Origin of the sequence: Streptomyces alboniger, assembly GCF_008704395.1 — a bacterium.
In the GTDB taxonomy this organism is placed as follows: Bacteria; Actinomycetota; Actinomycetes; order Streptomycetales; family Streptomycetaceae; genus Streptomyces; species Streptomyces alboniger.
Window position 1 is genome coordinate 7,906,435 of record NZ_CP023695.1, and the last position, 20,837, is coordinate 7,927,271.

The window sequence follows — 20,837 nt, forward strand, 5'->3', positions numbered from 1 at the left end:
GGGCCGCATGAGCCAGCTGACGGCACCGCGCACCCGGAGAGCCAGGCACGATTCCTGGACCGCTCGCGGACGCGGTCGTGGACGGTCGAAGTACGCGTCAGCTGACCCGAAGACCGACCGCCAGCGTCAGTTCAAGGACCCGGTGTGGCGATGTGAGATCCGGAAACAGCTCCCGCAACTGCGACATCCGGTACCGGACCGTCTGGGGATGGACGAACAACGCCGCCGCCACTTCGTCCCGTCTGCCCTGGTGCAGCAGCCACGTCCGCAAGGTCTCCTCCAGCCGCTGTGCGGTGGCGGCAGGCAAGGTCCGCAAGGGTGCGAGGGCTCGGGCTCGCAGGTCTGCGTACGCGTCCACGTCGGCGCTCAGCACCAGCTCGGGCAGGTGGTCCTCGGTGTCGCGGATATCAGAGGAGAGGGAGCGCGCGCGTACGGCTCGTGCGTACGAGGCGGACGCACGAGCCCATGGCCGGGCCGGGCCGACCACTGCGGTGCGGTCGGTCAGCTGCCGCAAGAGATGTGATCGGTCGGCATCGGCGACGAGCAGCACGCCGGTGGCGTCCGGCAGATCGTCGAGGACGAGGGTGCTCGGGTCGAGCGCGCGGTAGGCAGGCCGGGCCTGGGCGGCGGGTAGCAGGACCGCAGTCAGCGAAACCGGAGGCTGCCACCCAGCCCGTTGAGCAGAGGCCATCAGCACATCCGGGCTCGCGCCGGCGAGGAGGTCGCGGGCCAGCTGTTCCAGGTGGCGCTCGTGGGCCCTGCCCCGTGCGGCCAGTTCGTCGGCATGGCCCGCCGCGCTCGCGGCGGAGAGCTCGTCGATGTAGGCGAAGGTCAGCTCGGCGAACTTGGCGACCTCGGCGGCGGGCAGACCTGCGGGTACGGCACCTGCTGCCAGGCATCGCCAGGCCACGCGGGCGCCGACGCGGTAGGCGCTGAGCAGGGCGTCCATCGAACGGCCGTCGCGTACCTCGCCGCGGCCCAGCTCGTAAGCTGCGTCGCCGGCGTCGCCGCCCGTGGTCTTCCCGCTCGCGAGGTCCAGGTAGTGGCCCAGGGCGGTGCGGACGGATCGGCGGATGGTGGCGCCCATGCGGCCCGAAAGGGCGTTGGCGTAGGAGGGGACCTCGTCGATGATCGCTTGGACGACCTCGTCGGCGGTGGTCTTCAGTGCGGCCCGAAGTACGGTGACCGTCGTCTCATCCAGGGCCAGTTCGCTGGCCCTCCGGATTGCATGGCTCACGTTTTTGTTCCCTGCGAACAATTCAGTCGACCAGATTTACGTCCTGCGGTCAGGACTTTACGCCTTGAGGCGCAGCAAGCTGGAGTCATGATGAGTGCAGCCCTCCGCAGCAGGGCGTGGAAACTGCTGGAGACGGTCACGACACCACTGCTGCCGTCGGACTACCTCGACCTGGTCAGCCCGCTGCGTTCGGGCGCTGACCTGCGTGGACGCATCGAGGCCGTGCACCCCGAGACGGGTGACGCCGCGACGATCGTGATCAGGCCGGGGCGGGGCTGGCGTGGCCACACAGCCGGTCAGTACGTGCGGATCGGCGTCGACGTCGACGGGGTGCGCCTGTGGCGTGCCTACTCCATCACCTCGCCGACAAACCGCCGGGATGGCCGCGTCACGATCACCGTGAAGGCGATCCCGGACGGCAAGGTCAGTAACCACCTGGTGCGCAGGGCGAAACCGGGCACGCTGATCCAGCTCGATCAGCCGACCGGTGACTTCGTGCTGCCGCAGGCCAAGCCCGCCAAGGTGCTCTACCTGACGGCCGGCAGCGGCATCACGCCCGTGATGGGCATGCTGCGCGACATGGAGTTCGACGACGTCGTCATGGTCCACTGCGCCCCGCGGCCGCAGGACGTGATCTTCCGCAGCGAACTGCACGACCTGGTCGCGGACAAGAAGCTGCGGCTCACCGAGGTGCACACCGACACAGACGGCACGCTCGACATCGCCCGTCTCGACGCACTCGTACCCGACTGGGCCGAGCGTGAGACCTGGGCGTGTGGGCCCGCGGGCCTGCTCGACGCCGCCGAAAAGCACTGGGCCGACCACGGCGTCCCGGACCGCCTGCACACCGAACGCTTCCGCCCCAGCATCCTCCTCGCCGGGGACGGCGGCGAGGTCACGTTCAGCGCCACCGGCAAGACCGTCGACGCGGACGGCGCCACGCCGTTGCTGGACATCGGCGAGGAGGCCGGCGTGCTCATGCCCTCCGGGTGCCGCATGGGCATCTGCTTCGGCTGCGTCACGCCGCTCAAGGCGGGCGCCGTCCGCGACCTGCGCACCGGCGAGATCACCGAGGCCGAGCCGGGCGTCCTCATCCAGACCTGCGTGTCCGCCGCGGCGGGCCCCTGCGACATCGAACGGTAGGAGCACCTTGACCGCCATCGACCCCACCGCCCACCTGACCGTGGAGCAGATCGAGGAGCTTGGCCGCGAGCTTGACGCGATCCGCGACGAGGTGATCGCCAGTCGCGGCGAGAAGGACGCCGCCTACATCCGCAAGGTCATCTCGGCACAGCGCAAGCTGGAGCTGGCCAGCAGGGGCGTGCTGCTGTTCTCGCTCTTCCCGCCGGCGTGGCTGATCGGCACCGCCGGTCTGTCCGTGGCGAAGATCATGGACAACATGGAGATCGGCCACAACATCCTGCACGGCCAGTGGGACTGGATGCGAGATCCGAAGATCCACTCCACCACCTGGGAATGGGATCACGTCTCGCCGGCCGACCAGTGGAAGCACTCGCACAACGAGCTGCACCACACGTACACCAACGTGATCGGCAAGGACAACGACCTCGGCTACGGCATCATGCGCGTCGACGAGGACCAGAAGTGGCACCCGTTCCACCTCGGCCAGCCGCTGTGGAACTTCATCAACGCCTGCTTCTTCGAGTACGGCATCGCAGCGTACGACCTGGAGCTCGGCAACAACCTGCACAAGCACCGCCGCAAGAACCCGGAGTTCCGCGCGCGCCAAGGCCGTAGGTCGCAAGATCCGCAAACAGGTGCTCAAGGACTACGTGATCCACCCGCTGCTTTCGGGCCCGTCATTTCTCACCACGCTCGGCGCCACGTTCACCGCGAACGTGGTCCGCAACATCTGGACCCACTCGGTGATCATGTGCGGGCACTTCCCCGAGGGCGTACAGGTCTTCGAGCGCCGGTCGATCGAGGGCGAGACGCGCGGCCAGTGGTACCTGCGCCAGATGATGGGCTCGGCGAACATCAGCGGCAGCAAGGCCATGCACTTCATGACCGGCAACCTGTCGCACCAGATCGAGCACCACCTGTTCCCGGACCTGCCGAGCAACCGGTACGCCGAGGTCGCGGTGAAGGTCCGCGCGCTGTTCGAAAAGTATGAGCTGGAGTACGTCACCGGCCCGCTGCCCAAGCAGGTGTTCTCCGCGTGGCACAAGGTCTTCCGGCTCTCGCTGCCGAATAGGAAGCCCAAGGTCAAAACACCGGTCCGCGAGCGGGAGCTCGTCGCGGCCTGATTCTGGCCGAGGCCGTACAACTGCCGGACGGCGGAAGATGCCCAGGCCAGTGCCGTGCAAAGTATTCGGCCGTAGGCGGGAGCGAGGTGGACGGCCACCAGGTGACCGATAAGCACCCAGCCCCACCGTCCAGACGCCGGGACAATGATGCTCGACTGCTGTGACGGCCCGTCCGGACCGGCCGACCGACGACGGGCTTTCACCGCCGGAGAGCTCTGCGCTCTCTCTCCGGGTTCGACGGGCTTCACGCGCTCCAGCGGCACGTCCCATTCGATGCCGCCGCCCTCCGGCACCATAAACGCCTGCCTACTCACGAGGTTGCCCGACTTGTTGAGCCGCTCCTCGAGGACGCCCGTGAGGAGACCGGTGCGTTCCGAGATCGTCTTCTTCACGAGGGTTCCGCGGGGGTAGGGCAGTTCGCCGTGCTGAGTGTCGTTGTCGGTTCGTGTCCGTTCACGCGCGGCAGGATGTTGAGTACGTGAAGATGGCCGAGGACAGCGCCGCGGCATAGTAGACAGCCTGCGCCCTGCGGTGCTGAGGACGGCACGAGGGTATGCCTCGATGGGGTGATTTGATGGCCGACGACAGCGATGTGCTTCTGGAGCTTTGGCGCGATCAGCGCCAGGCGGCTGTCCAGTCTGAGAACCAGCGAGCGACGCTCTCCAACATCGTCATCCTGGTTGTCGCTGCGGGTCTGGGGCTGATCTCGCAGAGAGGTGTCCAGCCGTCGACATTGGTGATCTCAATGCCGATGTCCTTTTTAGGCCTGTACGGCGCACTGGCATGTCTCAAGTTCAGGGAGCGCTTCGAGTATCACAACAGCGTGGCTCGTCAGTTGAGAGACCAGCTGACTGACTTGCATCCAAGGTTGAACGTCCAAGCGGCCTGGTCTGCCGCATTCGAAAGGCACCTGCCCAGGTATCCCAGGCTATTCAGGGTTCGCCTCTATGTACTGTGGGCGCTGCTGCACGCTGGGGTTGCACTAGCGGGATGCATTCTCTCTGGCTATGCATTGGTGACGTAAGCTTGCATTTTACCTCTGCCTTGATAAGTTTTTGGCTGGTCGGGGCCGACAAGAGAGCTCCCCTGGAGCTGAGTGTCGGCTCTCAATCTTCATGCAACACACCGAGGTCGTGGCGCATAGCGGTTCTCATAGTTCGGAGCATCTCCCAGACCTCGTACTGGGCCTGGGCCGCGGTCTCCATCGTTTCGCCTGGTTCGGGGGCACCGCGTTCGAGGCGCTTGACCTGGCCGTAGACCTTGTTCAGGGCTTGGTTGACGACACTCGCTCGCATGAGTACTTCTTCGGGCGCGATCATCTGCGCTTCGGAGTATCGATCGCGGTGCGCGTTCTTCGCCTCCTCGAGTGCGTCGCCGTCAGCCTCCTCCACACCGCGTTCCCTCATGACGTGGAGGTGCCGGTTGAGTGCGGTGGTGAACTGCCGCGCATCTCGGTTGAGTTCCACATAGCAGGTGCGTCGCAGCGAACGGTTCTCACGGATCTCCTCATGGTCTCGAACGAGCTCTAACTCCCGGCGCTTCGCTCGTTCGGAGCCGCGCTGGGTAAGTAGCGCTCCTCCCAGGGTTCCTGCGACGCCTGTCACTGCGATGATCACTGAGCTGATATCCACCGACGTACCCCGTGCAAGTCATCGGCCCCGTGCTCGCTGCACATGGCCCGGGCCGTCAAGTTTGCCGCTCCCCGGTGCGCCCGGGTCAGGTGCCCTTCTTGTGGTGGGCGGCGCGGCTGTACGCCTCGCCGGTGGCGAGGACTCTGCCCACGTCATGGCGGGTGGCCGGGTGGCGCTTCTTCTAATTCGATGGGTAGTCACCGTCGGTCGTGGGCGGCGAAGGGCGCCGTACGTCAGCACCCTGCTGGGATAAACGGACGGGTCTAACCCCTCACGTCGACCCAGACCAGTGTTCCTGGAAAGTCGGTGTCCATGTCGATGGCCCGCCACTCGTCACCGTCACCCATGACTGCGATCCACGAGTTCGTCCGGAGTCCGCAGGGTCGGCGCACCGTTGACCAGGTCCGTCGCGCCTCCGCCGACCCGCGGCGACGGGCCCAGGCCCAGCGCTTCCTCGGCAGGCTACGCCGCCGTTGACGTCAGGAACGTACGGTGATGCCGAGCGGGCGCCTGGGGCCGGCGAGGGCGACGTCCTGAGGAGCGCCCGGCCAGGTTGTACTGACTGGCGTGCCGGAAGCGAAACGGCACCCTGACCTCTCCGGGGCCTGCGTGAGGCAACCCGGGGTACTGGAGACCAGCCCGACGGTCCTATATTCATACAAACAATTCACGCGCGGCCCTGCTGCGATGAACACGGGGTAGGACCGCAGTGAGCGAACCCGACGGCACTGAACCCGCCCGGACCGAGTCCCGCGCCGCCCGCAAGGCGCGCGAGAAGGCGCGAAGGCGCAAGAGGGTGGCCGTGGTCGCGGCCGTGCTCGGCCTGGGCGGGGTGGCCACCACGTGCGTGCTCGCCCTCGGGAACCCCTCCGGAAGCCGGAGCGAGGGCCGGCACACCGCGTCCACATCTCCGGGCAACGCGGCGCAGAAGGCGCGTGCCGCGAAGCGCGCGAAGAAGAGCGAGGAGAAGTGGGACGGCACGGTCCGGGTGCTGGGCGACGGCTCCACCTCGTACACCGGACCGCAGCGCGGACAGCTCAAGCCCAAGAAGCTGAAGCCCGGCGAGAAGCCGCCGCAGTTCGTGGTCTTCTCCTGGGACGGCGCGCTGGAGGGCGACGACCGCCGCTTCTCCCACTTCCGCCAGGTGGCGCGGGAGAGCAACGCCCATATGACCTTCTTCCTCACCGGCATCTACCTCCTGCCGGAGAGCAAGAAGTCGCTCTACCGCCCGCCGCAGCACAACCCGGGCTCGGCCGCCATCTCGTACCCGACCGTCCCGCACATACAGACCACGCTGGAGCAACTGCGCGGCGCCTGGAAGGACGGCAACGAGATCGGTTCGCACTTCAACGGGCACTTCTGCGGCCCCAAGGGCGGCGGTGACTGGAGCCCCGAGGAGTGGAAGAGCGAGATCGAGCAGACGTACGCGTTCATGAAGAAGTGGAAGACCAACACCGGCTTCACCCAGGAGGCGCCCCTGCCCTTCGACCCGGACCGGGAAGTGGTCGGTGGCCGCGCGCCCTGCCTGGAGGGGCAGAAGAACCTCCTGGCCGCGATCAAGCCGTTCGGCTGGCGCTACGACGCGAGTTCCTCGGGGGACTTCCAGATATGGCCGTCCAAGGTCGACGACATATGGAACTTCCCCCTGCAACTCCTGCCCATGGACGGCAAAGAGGTGCAAGTCCTCTCCATGGACTTCAACTTCCTCTACCACCAGTCCGGCGACAGCACCCAGGGTGACCCGGCGAAGTTCCCGGCATGGGAGGCGCAGGTCCGCAACTCGTACATGAACGGCTTCAACCGCGTCTACAACGGCAGCCGGGCGCCGATGTTCGTCGGCAACCACTTCGAGGACTGGAACGGCGGGATCTACATGAACGCCGTCGAGGACGTGATGCGGGAGGTGTGCCCGCGCAAGGGCGTCCGCTGCGTGTCGTTCCGGGAGTTGGCGGACTGGCTCGACGCCCAGGACCCGAAGGTCCTTGCCAGGCTGCGCCTGCTCGACCCCGCGCAGGCGCCGGACTGGAAGTCGCTCGTCAAGTAACGCGGGCGAGCTGTGCGGGCGGGGGCGCCCGGCGCCCCCGCCCGCCCCACGCCTACTTGACCGCCTTGATGTAGTCGGCCCACAGCCCCACCGCCCGCTCGCTGCCGAGCGTTCCGGGGGCACCACCGCCCAGCCCCTCCAGCGGCAGCGGCACCAGGTCCTTGAGCGACATGCGGTAGACCACCACGGCCGTGGTCTCGTCCTCGGTGCCTCCCACGAACCAGCCCGCCGTGTTCGCGGTGGTCGTCCCCGTCTTGCCCACGGCACCGGCGTGCGCCCCGCCCGCCGCCTTGGCCGACCCCTCGGTCATGGTGGTCCGCAGGGCGTCCGTGACCGCTCGGGCGGTCTTCTCCGACACCGCCCGGGAGGGTTTCGGCCCGACGAGCGGCACCGCGTCCCCGGCCCGCGTGATCGAGCGCACCGAGTAGGGGTCGGTGTGCATGCCGCCGGCGGCGAAGGTCTGGTACGCGCCGGCCATCCGGATGGCGCTCGGCGTCGAGTTCTCCCCGAGCGCGAACGTGGGGACCCGCTCCCCGAGGCTCGATTCGAGCAGCCCCGCCCGCAGGGCGTACTTCTCCACCCGGTCGAGGCCGACATCGAGACCGAGCTGGAGCATGGGTGTGTTGACGGAGTCGGCGACGGCCTGCCGCAAGGTCACCTTGCCCCAGTCCCGGCCGCCTTCGTTGCGTCCCTTCACCACCTTGCCGCTGCGGTCCCAGTACGGCCCCTCCGGTGTCCGTACGGCGATCCGGTCGTCGCCGTCGTAGACGCTGGTGGGGGAGACGGGTGTGCGGCCTCCCTCACGCGTGCGCTGCACACCGTCCTCGAGCGCGGCGGCGTAGACGAAGGGGGTGAACACCGAACCCGCCGGAATGGTCGTCGCGTTCGACTGGTTGAACCCCTGCTTCAAGAAGTCGTGGCCGCCGTACACGGCGAGCAGCCGGCCGTCCGGGCCGACGCTCGCCGCGCCGATCCTGGCGTGCTTGTCCGTGTCGGGCCGCCGCTCGGCGTCAAAGTCCTTGTCGACCTTCCGGACGGCTGCGGTCAAAGCCTTCGTGCGCTTGCGGTCGAAGGTCGTGCGGATCTGGTAGCCGCCGAGGTCGTAGTCGGCGGTCTTGATGTGCCCGGCCTCGATCGCGTGCCGTTTGGCCAGCTCCACCAGGTAGCCGGTCTGCGCGCCGGGGGTGGTGCCGCCGGACCCCGGCTTCGTGGGCTCCGGGAACTTCTTGTACGTGGCACGCTCGGCCCGCGTGAGATGGCCGGTCTCGACCATGCGGTCCAGGATCCAGTTCCACCGCTCGACGGCCCGCGCGCGGTTCTCCTTGCCGAGGGCCGGGTCGTACAGTCCGGCGCCCTTGAGGAGAGAGGCCAGGAAGGCGCCCTCGCTGGGGTTGAGACGCGAGACGTCCTTGCCGTAGTACGCGTGCGAGGCGCGCTGGATGCCGTAGGTCCCGCGGCCGAACCAGCTCGTGTTCAGGTAATCCTGGAAGATCCTGTCCTTGCTCGTGTGGTTGTCCAGCTTCACGGCGAGCAGGGCCTCGGTGAACTTCCGGGAGAACGTGCGGTCCTGGCTGAGGTAGACGTTCTTCACGTACTGCTGGGTGATGGTCGATCCGCCCTGGGTCTCCCCGCCGGTGACCGCGGCGGTCGCGGCACGCAGGAAACCGGTCGGCGAGACCCCGGAATCCGAGTAGAAGCTCGCGTTCTCGGCCGCGAGGACCGCCCCTCGGACCTTCGGCGGCACCTTGTCCAGCGGTATCTCCTGCCGGATGACCCAGCCGGTGCGGGCCATGACGGTGCCGTCGGACCAGTAGTAGACGTTGTCCTGTTGTGTGGCGAACGAGTTGAGGTCGTCCGGTATGTCCGTGGCGGCGTACGCGATCGCGACGGAGCCGGTCAAGCCGAGGAGCACGTACAGGAAGGCGCCCAGCCACTGACGCCATGAGGGTATCCACCGCCGCCATCCGCTACGGCCCGGCCGTGGGTACGCGGGACGCAGCCGCCGCAGTTGCCTGCGCGCCCCGGCGACGACACCGGGTATGCCGCTGTCCGGCCGTCCCCCGCGCGACTGTCCGGGCTTCCTGCGCCGACCGGTCGCCGCGCGGCGGCGCCCCGGTGCCGCCCGCCGTCCGCCGCTTCCCCCACCTGCGGTTGTCCTGCGCCCACCCACCCCGCATGCCTCCTCTGCTGCGCTATGCCGCACACCCTAGAGGTAGGTGGGGCGCGGCCGCCGGGGCTCCGGCGCCCCGGCCCGGCGGCCTCCGGGTCCCGCGGGAAACGAACGGCACGGTGATGGCACGGAGTTGTGCGAAGATTCCGTGCCCCATTCGGGGTGATCACGTGCACGAGAGGAAACACAGTGATACCCAAGAGATACAGACCCGCCGCCGTCGCGAGCCTGACCGCGGCCGTGGCCTCCGGCTCCCTGCTCGCGCCCCCCGCGCACGCGGACGCCGTCGACAGCGGTCCCCGCAAGGCCGACCGCGAGACGGTCGCCGCCTTCGCCCGCATCGCCGATGACGTTCTTTCCCGGCGCACCCAGGCCCTGGTGGAGGATCACGCGGGACGCGGCGACGCCGGTACCGGCGCTTCCACGACGCGCATGTCCGGCCGGCTGAAGAAGGACGAGAACGCCGCGCTGCGGTTGTTGAGCGCCCGCAAGGCACGCCTGGCGAAGCTCGGCGAGGCCTACACGAAGGCGGACACCCGCGTCGTCGTGGAGCGGGCCACGATCACCGGCCACACGGCGACCGTCCAGGTCACCTCCTCGTCGACGCTCACGTACAAGAAGGTGCGCGGGGACGAACCGGCCACCACCGCTTTCTCGACGCGGCAGGAGCTGAAGCTCACCGGCACGAAGGACGGCGGCTGGAAGCTGACCACGATCACCTCGCGGGACGACGGTCCCGCTGCGGTCGACGAGCCGTCTGCGGCCGGGGTGAGCACCGTCAAGGACGACGGCAACCAGTACCCCGACGGCACACCGGCGTCCACCGAGTACCCCACCACGCCGATGCCCTCGGGCAAGACGGGCGGAGCCTACGACTACTCCGCCATGGCGCGGTACGCGGAGAGGTACTGGAGCAACTACAACCCGGCGTACCGGAAGTTCAACGGAGCCGGCGGCGACTGCACCAACTTCGTCAGCCAGGCACTGAAGGCGGGCGGCTGGAAGCCCGTCCCGGGCTCCGCTTACGACTACCGGAACTGGTGGTACGAGCGCGCGAGCCAGAGCACCTCCTGGGTCGGCGTGAACGAATGGGCGTGGTTCACGCTGTCCAACCGGCGGGCCCCCAACCTGTCGAGCGTGTACAAGCTGGACGTCGGCGACGTCCTACAGGTGGACTTCGACAAGAACGGCTCCAAGGACCACACCATGCTGGTGACTTACCGCAACAGGCGGGGCATGCCGTACCTCACCTACCACTCCACCGACACGGTCCGAAGGTCGCTGGCGAGCATCCTCGCGTCCTCGCCCAACGCGCGTTACTTCGCGTACCGCACCTGACGGAACCGGTATCCCGCAAAGGCACCGACGGCCGGAACTTGACCGGACTCGTGCGCGGCCGTCAGGCGGGAAAGTCGATCAGGCCGACGGGTGGCAGTGTGGGCGTCTTGGATCCCCCTGAGGGTTCGATGGTGATGCCCATGCCGTTGGCCTGGTCGACCGTCCCGTCCATGAGGGTGATCTGGGTGCTCTGGTGCCGGTCGAGGAGCCCCGCGGGACGCATCGTGCCCTCGTCGTTGAACCACAGCTCGTAGACCTTGCCCTCGGGCGGTGCGTCGAGGCCGGAAACGGTGAAGACCGCGCGGTTCCGGCTCGCTGAGGTCACGACGACGCCGCGGGCACCGCCGGGCAGGGACGCGGTGTGAGTCCGCGCGTCACCGGCGGCCAGGACCTCGGCCACTTGATCGGTACTGGCCTCCGCCCGGTGTGCCTGCTCGCGGGCCTGCCGCGCTTCCTGATGCTGCCAGGTCGCCACACCGCCCAGGGACGCGGCGACCAGGCAGGCGGCCAGAGCCAACCGACGCAGCCGGAGCGAACCCTGAGGTGATCTCTGCGGCGCTTGCGCGACGGGCGTCTCCCGCACGGTGCGCGGCGGTTCCTGGCGGACGTGGGAGATCCGCCGAAGGACGGAGTCCTTGAGAGCGGGAGGCGGTGCGCCGCCGACGGCGAGCGCCAGCCGGCCCGCCGTGGACACGAACTCCGCCACCTCCTGACGGCACTCCGCGCACGTGGCCAGATGCGCCTCGAACGCGATGCGCTCGTCGTCGTCGAGGGCGTCGAGGGCGTAGGCACCGGCGAAGGTGTGCGGGTCGCTCACGCTCATGTCGCCACCCCCAGGCAGTCACGGAGCCGGATGAGCCCGTCCCGCATGCGGGTCTTCACCGTGCCGAGCGACGCCGACAGGCGCTCGGCCACTTCGCGGTAGGTCAGGCCCTGGTAGTAGGCGAGGATGATCGACTCGCGCTGGAGTTCCGTGAGGGTCTTCAGGCAACGCACCACGTCCTCGCGTTCCTGGCGGGCTTCGACCTCCGCCTCGGTCACGTCGAACTCGGGCAGCTGTGCGCGCCGGGCCGCCCGCTCCTCGCGCGCGGCGGAAGCCACGACCGAGCGGACGCGGTCCACCGCTCTGCGATGTGCCAGCGTGAGCACCCAGTTCATCACTGATCCCCGTTCCGGCCGGTAGTCGGCGGCATGACGCCACACCTCCACCAGCACCTCTTGCGTCACTTCCTCGGACTGCGCCGCGTCGCGCACCACCGCCCGCGCGATTCCGAAGACCGGGCCGGCCACTGATTCGTACAGCTGACCGAATGCCTGCTCGTCGCCGTCGACGATCTGTTTCATCAATGCGATCAGGTCAGGCTTGTCGTCAGGGTTGCCGCCGATGAACACCGTTCGCCTCATGTCGACATCATGACCGACTCGCTACGTGCCATGTCCGCACGGTGGGAAATGGGGTGCCGCCCATGATTCGTTACCGGGGGCGAAAAGGATTGCTTTGCCGGTAGCGAGATCCGAACGCAAGAGGCGGACGGAGTATTCGTAGCCGCGGCCCTTTTGGATTGGTCGGAAAGAATTTCTCCCTCAAATGGGTGGAGGACCAATCCGCACCCGGCCACCGCTCCGGATGACCGGGTGTGAGCGAAGAAGCGAAGACCTCAAGGCATCCCGGAGCGGGGCGGCTTGCCGGGCTGGGCGCGTTGAGCGGCCTGCTGGCGGGCTACTTCGCGCTGGCGACGGCCGAGCTGGTGTCCGCCGCGGTACGACCCGAGTCCAGCCCCGTGATCGCGGTGGGCGGAACCGCGATCGACCGCACGCCGACCGCGGTGAAGGACTGGGCGATCCGCGAGTTCGGGACGGACGACAAGCTCGTCCTGCAACTGGGCATCCTCGCCGTCCTCACCCTTCTCGCGCTCGTCCTCGGAGCGCTGGCGGCCCGGTACCGGCGTACCGGCTCGGCAGGAGTCCTCTTGTTCGGCGCGGTCGGGGGCATCGCCGCGACGAACCGGCCCGACTCCACAAGCATCATGGACGCGCTGCCCTCGGTGGCCGGGGCCGTGGTGGGAGCGGGGCTCCTCCACTGGCTGGCCGGGCGCCTGCGAGCACACGGGCGCCCGGAACCTGCCGAAGAGCCCGTGACCGAGGAAGGTGTAGAGCTTGCTCCGGCCGGAAACCCTGCTCACGACCACGACCACGACCACGACCACGACCACGACCACGACCACGAGCGCCCGGCCTGGGACCGGCGAGGATTCATCGTCGCCGCGACGACCGCGGCGGCCGCGTCCACCGGGATCGGCCTACTGGGCCGCTCCCTGAACGGTGCGCGGGGCCAGAACGCCATCGCCTCCCGCAACCAGGTCACGCTGCCCGCCCCGGCCTCGGCCGCCGCGCCCGTCCCCAAGGGCGCCGCGCTCCGAATCAAGGACGTCAGCCCGTTCATGACGCCCAATCAGGACTTCTACCGGGTCGACACCGCGCTGGTGGTGCCCAGGGTCGACGCGACCTCTTGGAGGTTGCGGATCCACGGCAAGGGCGTCACCCGCGAGACGACCGTCTCCTTCGCGGAGCTGCTGCGCATGCCGCTGATCGAGCGGAACATCACGCTGGCCTGCGTCTCGAACGAGGTGGGCGGCCCGTACGTGGGCAACGCGCGGTGGATCGGCGTGCGCCTGGCCGACCTCCTGACGCAGTGCGGTGTGAAGCCGCCGTCCAAGGGCGGGCCCGCGGACCAACTGGTCGCGCGGTCCGTGGACGGGATGACCATCGGAACCCCGGTCGAGGACGTCATGGACGGCCGGGACGCGATGCTCGCCCTCGGCATGAACGGCGAGCCACTGCCCTTCGCGCACGGCTTCCCCGTGCGCATGGTCGTCCCCGGCCTCTACGGGTTCGTCTCCGCCTGCAAGTGGATCCAGGACATCGAGCTGACCACGTTCGACGACTACGACCCCTACTGGGTGAAGCGGGACTGGGCCCGCAAGGCACCGATCAAGACCCAGTCCCGTATCGACACCCCCAAGTCCTTCGCACGCCCCTCGACCGGCACGGTGATGGTCGGCGGGGTGGCCTGGGCGCAGCACCGGGGGATCGACCGGGTCGAGGTCCGTGTCGATGACGGTGCCTGGCAGCAGGCCGACCTGGCAGCCGAGGACACCAGGGACACCTGGCGCCAGTGGTCCTTCCCCTGGAAAGCGACGTCCGGCGGCCACACCCTGACCGTCCGGGCCACGGACCGCACGGGTGAGACGCAGACGCAGAAGCGCACCGGCACCGTCCCGGACGGGGCCAGCGGCTGGCATTCGGTGGTGGTCTCCGTGGACTGACCCAGGCCACCGCTGCGCCGCGCGCGATCAGCTGCACGAACCACCACCTGAACCCATACGCAAGTCATCCGCCTGAATGATCAAGGAGCAGAAATGAACGCCACCACCCGCCGTACCCGCCGTGGAGCCCTCGTTCTCGCCGCGGCGGCGATGCTGCCACTCGCCCTGACCGCCTGCTCTAGCGACGACGGGAAGGACGAAGCGTCCTCGGACACCAAGTCGTCCGCCGCGTCCGAGAAGGCCACAGACAGCGCTGCGAGCGACACGGACAGCGCCGACGAGCCGTTCGGCTCCGCATGCTCCTCCGTGCCCGACGACGGCGCCGGCTCCTTCGACGGCATGGCCAAGGACCCGGTCGCCACGGCCGCCTCCAACAACCCGGACCTCTCCACGCTCGTGACCGCGGTCAAGAAGGCGGGCCTGGTCGACACCCTGAACAACGCCAAGGACATCACCGTGTTCGCGCCGACCAACGACGCGTTCGCGAAGATCCCCAAGGCCGACCTGGACAAGGTCCTCAGCGACAAGGCCCAGCTCACCAAGATCCTGACCTACCACGTGGTGGGCCAAAAGCTGGCACCCAAGGACCTGGAGAGCGGCTCGTTCGCGACGCTGGAGAAGTCCGAGCTGACGACGGCCGGATCCGGTGAGTCCTTCAGGGTCAACGACTCCGCCGAGGTGGTCTGCGGCAACGTCAAGACCGCCAACGCCAACGTCCACATCATCGACACCGTCCTCATGCCGAAGATGTGACGCCGGTAGTGACTGTGCATCAGCCAGGCCCAACCCTCCTGACCACAGGAGTCCGCCCTGACCGCCCATGGAAGGGAACCAAACCCTCATGAAGATGGCTCTGTTGGGAACCAACTTCGGCCAGGCGCACGCCGCCGTCTACGCCGCCCGTGACGACGTCGAGGTGGTGATGGTCGGCCGCGACGCGGACAAGACCGCACGGGTGGCCGGACAGTTCGGGTTCGCCGTCGGCACGGACCTGGACGCGGCCTTCACGGACCCCTCCTTCGACTTGGTCGACGTATGTCTGCCCATCCCGCTGCACGCACCGACGGTGCGGCGCGTGCTGGAGGCCGGCAAGCACGTTCTGACCGAACTGCCCACGACCGGTTCCCTGGATGACGGCCGCAGAATCGTGGCGGCCGCCGAGTCGAGCGACCAGCACGTGTTCGTGGACATGCTCGAACGGTTCATTCCTGCCAACTAGGCCCTCACCGACGCCGTACACGACGGTACCTACGGCCGACTCCAGGAGCTGCTGCTGGCACGCCGTCGCCCTGCTGTGGCCGGGTGCCTCACTCGGGCTGAAGCAGCTGCCGATGGAGGCCATGCACAGCGACCCGGACCTCATCACCCGCGCCCTCGGCGCACCGGACCAGGTGCACGTCACCGCGGTGGGACGCGACGCGGACGCTGGCGCGGTCGAGGCCGCCTCGGCCTTCGACGGCGCGATCGCCCGCAGCTCGGTCTCCTCACTGCGGCCCAAGCCGTGGGGCGCCCGCAGTGGGTTTCCCCGGCGAGCGCCCTGGCCGCGCTGGACCTGACCTGCCGAATCAACGAGCAGGTCAACCCGGCGAAGTGACCCTCCAGCGCTGCCGCCGAACCGCCTTGACCGCGCGGCAAGAAGGCCCCAGACAGCCACCCACAACAACACGGCGTGTCTGGAGGGAAGTCGGTCAGCACGACCGAACATCTGTCGCTTGCCCGCGGCGAGGGTGTGAAGGCTCGGCAGGCCGTCCTACCGGACGGCCGGAAGGAACGGAAGCCCTGGTGAGAGCAGCAGCTCCCGACCTCGGTCCGGTCAGGAGGCCGCGACCGGCAGTGAGCGCGACCTCTGTCATCCGAGCTGCCATTACACTGCGCCAAGCGCGGCGTCACAGGTCACGCAGCAACTGGCCGAAAGTCGAACGGGGAACGGCATGGCTACGGGTGGATGGGGGCCGGGCAACGGCCCGGGTCAGCCTGGCGGCAACGGACCGGGAGGCCAGGGCGGCTGGGGCGCTCCTTACGGACCACCGCCGGGTGGACCGTACGGTCCGCCACCACCGCATCCGGCCCCGCACCCGAGCCCGCCTCCGTACCCCTACGCCCCCCAGCCCACGAGGCCCGCCGTCCGGCGTTCCCGAGGCTGCCTGTCGTACTTCTCACTCTTCGGGCTCGTCTCCGCGATCCTGCGCTCCGCGCATCGCGTCGCCATCAGGCTCTTCGCGCAGGAGGGTGAGGGCCGAATAGTGGACCGCGCCGTGGACCGCGTCCAGTTGGCCCGCACGGTGCTCGGTGCCGTAGCCACCATCGCCCTGATCCTCGCCTACAACGTGGACCGGAACCGCTTGGAGGACGCGGCGTGGAGCGGCGTCGCCAACCTCATCGTCGCCCCGCTCGTGCTGCTCATCGCCGGGCCTCTGGTCATCCTCGGATTCATCCACTACGCGCCTTCGTCCCTGCGCCCGCATCTGCGCTCCCGGCTGCGCGCTCCGCTCAAGGCGGTCGGCTGGTACGTACTGACGTTGGTCGTCATCAGCGGAATCCTCGTCCTTACGGCGCGGACCCTCGACGCCAACGACGGGAGGAGCTGGTGGGAATACGTACTGGGCGTCGCCGCGATCATCGTGATCGTGTGGGGTTTTCCCTTCTTCTTCATGGCGTCGCTGTACTCGGCCCGCAGCGCCTTCAACAGCGCCCAAATCCACCCGCTGCTGCCGCCCATCCTCACCCTGGCGCTGGTATGGGTGTTCGCGGTCTTCAACCTGCTCGCCGACGGTATGCCGGGGGGCCCGCCGGTCGTCCAGTTCTGCTTTATGCTGGGCGGGCCGCTGTCGGTGACAGCCGTCTCGCTGTGGGAACTGCGACGAATGAGGACCCGTTTCGGCGTCACCCTGCGCGCCTGACTCGGCTCCGCCGGGCCCCGCTCCCAGGGGAATCGCCCTTGACCGGGATGGTGGTGCCGCGCGTCGCCTACTTCAGCCCGAGAGCAACGATCAAGCCGGCTATCAGCACTGCCGCAAGCGTTGTCTGGAGCAAGGTCAGGAGCTGCTGGGTACCGTCCCGTCGTAACGTGCTGCGCACATGCTCCCACGCGGTCGGTTCCAGGCCCTTTACGATGAACAGATCATGGCCAAGTGCGGACACCACCCCGGCCGGCGACGAGGAGTCATCAGCCGTTCCTATCCATGACTTGGACAGCATCATTTCCACGTCCGGGATCAGATTCGAGACCCCATCTTCCTCCAAGGCCCTTCTGCAATAGCCGCAGAGATACGAGGACATCACCTTCTGACGGACGTCGCTCAATACAGGAGTGACATCACCCACGCAGCCCTTCGTTCCCAGGTGTACTGAGCCTCTCAAGCGAGGGGAGACAGCGGCGATCGCTTCTCGCACCGTGAGCGTCAGCACAAACTCCAGGATCGACGGCGGGGCCATCCACCTCTGCCAGTTGCCGAGGGCGATGATCGAGACACCGCTGTGCCGCAACGAATAGAAGTTGTCAGCCAGCGTCGCCTTCGTCAGCAGCACCAGGCGATCGGGCGGCTCCTCCTCCTTCGTCCGGAAGGCGCTCGACAGGGCCATGAAGCGACGCCGCATGCCCTGCCGGAATGCCTCACACTCCGTTCGCACGACCTCTCGGTCGAGGAGCTCGCCTCGTGTGAGCATCCGAATGAGGGGGTCCGTCGGGTCGGGGGACAGGAACTCGAACTCGAAACCGCTCTGCAAGGTATTGAGATGCAAGATCAAGTACCGGAGTGCCGCGTCGTTGCCATCGTCGATGGCGGAGACGATCCCTATCCGCTTTCGTCCCACAGAGCCCCTCCCGCTCCCGTTCCGGCATGACCTTACAACCCAGGAACCCGCCTTCAACATCAAAATCCCATTGTGCCCCCATGCGACCAACTGCTTCTGTGGGGAGAGGCGTTGGTCGGTGAGAAGTCGACCCCACACTGGGGACGAATAGCCCTGCGAGTTCGCGCCTCCGCCGTACGACAGCGCAGTCGCCTCTCACCCGGCCGCTGACGTCCCACCAAGTCCCGCGAACAGCGCCGCCCCACGATGACGTACGTGAAGGTAGGTGCTGTGCGCTCCTGTGAGGTCGCCCCCACGCGGACACAGTCCTCACCGGGCACCCGAGGCGGGTCCGAGGGCCCAGGCCGGCCTGTGACAGGTGACTCAGACGCCAAGGCCACGCCGAGCGCGGTCTCGGCCTGGGCATAGGGGGATCCTGCCCGCCCGTGGACGAAGCCGAGCGGCAGACGCCGAGGGAGCGGCTGCCAGGCGCACGTGACGGGCGGTACGAAACGGCGTTCGGGGGGCTCTGGCGCTGAAGTGTGGTGAGAGGCTCATGATCGGGAACGTGAATGTCATGCCGGACGTATCAGCACCCGTGATCAAACTGGTGCGGCGGACCACCGAGCCCGTCGCGGCGCAGACCCTGCGTTCCACGGCCGCGGCCGTGATCTCCTTCAGCGCCGCCTTGATGGTCCTGCCCGCGCAACCCGCTCCCCTGACGGCCCCGCTCACCGCGCTCCTGGTCGTCCAGGTCACCCTGTACGCGACCCTGACCACCGGTATCCGGCGCGTGAACTCCGTCATCGTCGGCGTCCTCATCGCCATTGGCTTCACCGCCCTGGTCGGGCTGACCTGGTGGAGCCTGGGCCTGACGATCTTCACCTCGCTGATCATCGGCCGCTTCGTACGGGTGAATGAATTCGTGCCCGAGGTGGCGATCAGCGCGATGCTGGTCCTGGGCGTCTCCCAGGCCACATCGGCGGCCTGGCACCGGGTCCTGGAAACGCTGATCGGCGCTGGGGTGGGCCTGCTGTTCAACCTGCTGTTCGCACCGCCGGTGTGGACGCAGTCTGCGGGGATGTCCATCGACGGGTTGGCGCGCGGGATGGGCCGGATGTTCCGCACCATGGGCACCGAGATCGCCGGAGGCAACCTCCCCTTCCCGCACGCGGCCGCCAGGCTGCACGAGGCACGGCGACTGGACCACGACATCGTGGAGGTCGACGCCTCTCTGCGGCAGGCCGAGGAGAGCCTGCGGATGAACCCGCGCGTACGGCAGGGACTGCTGTCCCGGGTGGTGCTGCGGACAGGGCTGGACACCCTGGAGATCTGCGCGGTGGTGTTGCGTGTGCTGACCCGAAGTCTGACTGACCTGGCGAAGTTCCGTACGGACGAGCCGCTGTTCCCGCCGGACGTGTCCGCCGGTCTTGAGCAACTGTTCGAGCAGGTGGCCGACGCCATCGAGAGCTTCGCCCGGCTGATCACCACCCAGGTGGCCGCCAACGCGGAGCAGGCCGAGGAGCGGCTGACCGACGCCCTGGCCGCGAGCCGGGCCACCCGCGACCGGGTCGCCGAGATGCTGCTGGAAGACGTGCAGGAGCACCCCAGGCAGTGGCAGCTGCACGGCGCGCTGCTCGCCGAGATCGACCGGATCCTCGACGAACTGGACCTCGACAAGCGCACCGAGCGCCTCATACAGGAGCTGGACCGCCGCTCGGCGGAGCTCAATGAACGCCATCCGCGGCTCGCGGCGCTGCGCCGCCGACTGCGCGGCGAGAGCGGCACTGAGCGGCAGCCGGCCGTGGAGACGTGAGACCCCGCTGCTGTTCTTTCCGGCTCTGAACTCGGCCATCGTCGCGGAGAACTGGCCCAAGTAGCGTTCGGCAGGGGAGAGGCGCCGTTCATCATCCCGCGATCCGTTCGGCCAAACGCCCTCGTGTTGCGGACAACGCGGTACGTCGACGCCACCGTCACCCAGCTCCGCCGGCCTCCCGGCCGCCGACACCCTGCATCCACTGCGCGACCCGGCATCTGCCCCCGGCCTCGGGCCCGACGCCCCGGCCCCCTCCCATGCGTGTCCGTCCGGATAGCTCGCCGTCAGCCAGGCTCCGGGGCCGCCACCCCGTTGGCGGGCGCCGCGGCGGACGCGGTGTCGGCGATGAGGGTGACGATGTCCTGGAGGACGGACTCGCTCTCGGTGACTTCGATGATGGGGGCGCCGTGGTCGACTGCCTGGTCGCGCGGCCAGGTCTGGATGAGGCGGATGTTGTCGAACTCGCGGAGGTAGCGCTCTTCGACGCGGGATCAGGTTTCACGGCCGACCCGGCCCGCAGGGCCGAGCTGAAGAACAGGGGCATGGCCCAGGTTCTTCGGGGGTCGGGCAGGGGGAGGGGACGACGTGGAAGCTGGAGGTGTGCAGAGCGGGAAGCAGATCCTGTGGAACCGCGGCGCGCAGGACTTCACGGACGGTGTCGGTGGAGATGACCCGAGTCATGCGCAACCGTACGGCCAGTTGGCTCGCGATCGTGGACTTGCCCACCCCGGTGACGCCGCCCGGCAGGACGATCAGCGCTGCCTGGAGGTTGTCGACGTACTGCCACCGCCGGTAGCGAAGCGCGTGTTGTTCGTCGATCTCGCTCAGGACCGCGCATGCCAGATCGCGCAGTGTGCGGGTCGCAACGAGGGAGTGTGCTTGCGCGGTCAGCCGCTCGTGCACGCGTCGGGCGGCGGCGAACGCCTCGCCGGGAGTATTCCGGCGGTCATGAACGAAGAGGCGAGCAGGCCTTCGGAGAAGGGCAGACGTTGGGAGCCGGTGTGGATCTCGATGCGCGGCGTGGTGCAGCCCGACCCCGGCCAAGGCCAGGGCCCCAGGCCGTGAACGCTGTGCTAACGCTGTCCGGTACCTCTGCTGCAGAAAAGTGGCTGGAACGGCCAATTCCGCCCCACAGACACCACATGGGGCTCTGAACTGCGGCGTTGAGGAAGAGAGACACCTACTTACGGGACCGAGGTTGGCGCGTACGCTGCGG

The 20,837-nt window shown here is 68.2% G+C and carries 17 protein-coding genes and 1 pseudogene; 12 read left to right on the forward strand and 6 right to left on the reverse strand.

Features of this window, described 5'->3' with window-relative positions; translation table 11 throughout:
• Positions 1-97 precede the first annotated feature (97 nt).
• Positions 98-1,237, reverse strand: coding sequence for a PucR-like N-terminal domain-containing protein (locus CP975_RS34555; protein ID WP_055531935.1), 1,140 nt, complete (start codon positions 1,235-1,237; stop codon positions 98-100).
• A gap of 87 nt (positions 1,238-1,324) precedes the next feature.
• Between CP975_RS34555 and CP975_RS34560 the strand changes: the two genes are divergently transcribed.
• The 3 genes and pseudogenes from CP975_RS34560 to CP975_RS34575 all read left to right on the forward strand — a co-directional run bounded on the left by CP975_RS34560 (position 1,325) and on the right by CP975_RS34575 (position 4,528).
• Positions 1,325-2,380 (forward strand): ferredoxin reductase, encoded by a 1,056-nt coding sequence (locus CP975_RS34560; protein ID WP_055531934.1) that lies wholly within the window; start codon positions 1,325-1,327, stop codon positions 2,378-2,380.
• Between the two features lie 7 nt (positions 2,381-2,387).
• Positions 2,388-3,504: pseudogene (locus CP975_RS34565) on the forward strand (fatty acid desaturase family protein).
• Between the two features lie 574 nt (positions 3,505-4,078).
• Positions 4,079-4,528 (forward strand): hypothetical protein, encoded by a 450-nt coding sequence (locus tag CP975_RS34575; RefSeq protein WP_055531932.1) that lies wholly within the window; start codon positions 4,079-4,081, stop codon positions 4,526-4,528.
• 82 nt (positions 4,529-4,610) lie between these two features.
• On the opposite strand, the gene CP975_RS34580 is transcribed toward CP975_RS34575, so the two are convergent.
• Positions 4,611-5,120: a hypothetical protein gene (locus CP975_RS34580; RefSeq protein WP_246201733.1), complete on the reverse strand. Its 510-nt coding sequence runs from the start codon at positions 5,118-5,120 to the stop codon at positions 4,611-4,613.
• Between the two features lie 724 nt (positions 5,121-5,844).
• Between CP975_RS34580 and CP975_RS34585 the strand changes: the two genes are divergently transcribed.
• The gene (locus CP975_RS34585) at positions 5,845-7,179 is read left to right on the forward strand and encodes a polysaccharide deacetylase family protein (RefSeq protein ID WP_150477739.1); all 1,335 of its coding nucleotides are present in this window, start codon (positions 5,845-5,847) and stop codon (positions 7,177-7,179) included.
• Between the two features lie 52 nt (positions 7,180-7,231).
• On the opposite strand, the gene CP975_RS34590 is transcribed toward CP975_RS34585, so the two are convergent.
• Positions 7,232-9,079 (reverse strand): transglycosylase domain-containing protein, encoded by a 1,848-nt coding sequence (locus CP975_RS34590; RefSeq protein ID WP_425474304.1) that lies wholly within the window; start codon positions 9,077-9,079, stop codon positions 7,232-7,234.
• Positions 9,080-9,538: 459 nt separating this feature from the next.
• Between CP975_RS34590 and CP975_RS34595 the strand changes: the two genes are divergently transcribed.
• Positions 9,539-10,687 (forward strand): amidase domain-containing protein, encoded by a 1,149-nt coding sequence (locus CP975_RS34595; protein ID WP_055531926.1) that lies wholly within the window; start codon positions 9,539-9,541, stop codon positions 10,685-10,687.
• 61 nt (positions 10,688-10,748) lie between these two features.
• Here CP975_RS34595 and CP975_RS34600 read toward each other — a convergent pair whose 3' ends face one another.
• Positions 10,749-11,510: an anti-sigma factor gene (locus tag CP975_RS34600; protein ID WP_055531925.1), complete on the reverse strand. Its 762-nt coding sequence runs from the start codon at positions 11,508-11,510 to the stop codon at positions 10,749-10,751.
• Entirely contained in the window at positions 11,507-12,091 is a 585-nt protein-coding gene (gene sigK, locus CP975_RS34605; RefSeq protein WP_055531924.1) for an ECF RNA polymerase sigma factor SigK, read from the reverse strand. Before sigK ends, CP975_RS34600 begins: the two co-directional genes overlap by 4 nt.
• A gap of 233 nt (positions 12,092-12,324) precedes the next feature.
• On the opposite strand from sigK, the gene CP975_RS34615 reads away from it, so the two are divergent.
• The 5 genes from CP975_RS34615 to CP975_RS34630 all read left to right on the forward strand — a co-directional run bounded on the left by CP975_RS34615 (position 12,325) and on the right by CP975_RS34630 (position 16,913).
• Positions 12,325-14,013, forward strand: a complete 1,689-nt coding sequence (locus CP975_RS34615) for a molybdopterin-dependent oxidoreductase (RefSeq protein ID WP_055531919.1) — start codon at positions 12,325-12,327, stop codon at positions 14,011-14,013.
• A gap of 93 nt (positions 14,014-14,106) precedes the next feature.
• Complete coding sequence (locus CP975_RS34620) at positions 14,107-14,766, forward strand: fasciclin domain-containing protein (protein WP_055531917.1); 660 nt, start codon at positions 14,107-14,109, stop codon at positions 14,764-14,766.
• A gap of 94 nt (positions 14,767-14,860) precedes the next feature.
• Entirely contained in the window at positions 14,861-15,232 is a 372-nt protein-coding gene (locus CP975_RS36145; RefSeq protein WP_246201734.1) for a Gfo/Idh/MocA family protein, read from the forward strand.
• A 112-nt stretch (positions 15,233-15,344) separates the two neighbouring features.
• Complete coding sequence (locus CP975_RS36150; RefSeq protein ID WP_246201735.1) at positions 15,345-15,569, forward strand: hypothetical protein; 225 nt, start codon at positions 15,345-15,347, stop codon at positions 15,567-15,569.
• A 687-nt stretch (positions 15,570-16,256) separates the two neighbouring features.
• Positions 16,257-16,913, forward strand: coding sequence for a hypothetical protein (locus CP975_RS34630; RefSeq protein WP_246201736.1), 657 nt, complete (start codon positions 16,257-16,259; stop codon positions 16,911-16,913).
• 67 nt (positions 16,914-16,980) lie between these two features.
• On the opposite strand, the gene CP975_RS34635 is transcribed toward CP975_RS34630, so the two are convergent.
• Positions 16,981-17,826, reverse strand: a complete 846-nt coding sequence (locus tag CP975_RS34635; protein ID WP_055531709.1) for a hypothetical protein — start codon at positions 17,824-17,826, stop codon at positions 16,981-16,983.
• 556 nt (positions 17,827-18,382) lie between these two features.
• On the opposite strand from CP975_RS34635, the gene CP975_RS34640 reads away from it, so the two are divergent.
• A complete protein-coding gene (locus tag CP975_RS34640; protein WP_055531718.1) occupies positions 18,383-19,621 on the forward strand; it encodes an FUSC family protein in 1,239 nt (412 codons plus the stop codon).
• Between the two features lie 585 nt (positions 19,622-20,206).
• Positions 20,207-20,686 carry a hypothetical protein gene (locus tag CP975_RS34645; RefSeq protein ID WP_167532789.1) on the forward strand — a complete coding sequence of 160 codons (480 nt, stop codon included), beginning with the start codon at positions 20,207-20,209 and terminating at the stop codon, positions 20,684-20,686.
• Positions 20,687-20,837 lie beyond the last annotated feature (151 nt).

Excerpts from the sequence above, each read along its gene's own strand:
- sigK (WP_055531924.1), bottom strand. The coding sequence starts at position 12,091 with ATGAGGCGAACGGTGTTCATCGGCGGCAACCCTGACGACAAGCCTGAC.
- CP975_RS36145 (WP_246201734.1), top strand. The coding sequence starts at position 14,861 with ATGGCTCTGTTGGGAACCAACTTCGGCCAGGCGCACGCCGCCGTCTAC.
- CP975_RS36150 (WP_246201735.1), top strand. The coding sequence starts at position 15,345 with ATGGAGGCCATGCACAGCGACCCGGACCTCATCACCCGCGCCCTCGGC.
- CP975_RS34560 (WP_055531934.1), top strand. The coding sequence starts at position 1,325 with ATGATGAGTGCAGCCCTCCGCAGCAGGGCGTGGAAACTGCTGGAGACG.
- CP975_RS34620 (WP_055531917.1), top strand. The coding sequence starts at position 14,107 with ATGAACGCCACCACCCGCCGTACCCGCCGTGGAGCCCTCGTTCTCGCC.
- CP975_RS34575 (WP_055531932.1), top strand. The coding sequence starts at position 4,079 with ATGGCCGACGACAGCGATGTGCTTCTGGAGCTTTGGCGCGATCAGCGC.
- CP975_RS34600 (WP_055531925.1), bottom strand. The coding sequence starts at position 11,510 with ATGAGCGTGAGCGACCCGCACACCTTCGCCGGTGCCTACGCCCTCGAC.
- CP975_RS34640 (WP_055531718.1), top strand. The coding sequence starts at position 18,383 with ATGCCGGACGTATCAGCACCCGTGATCAAACTGGTGCGGCGGACCACC.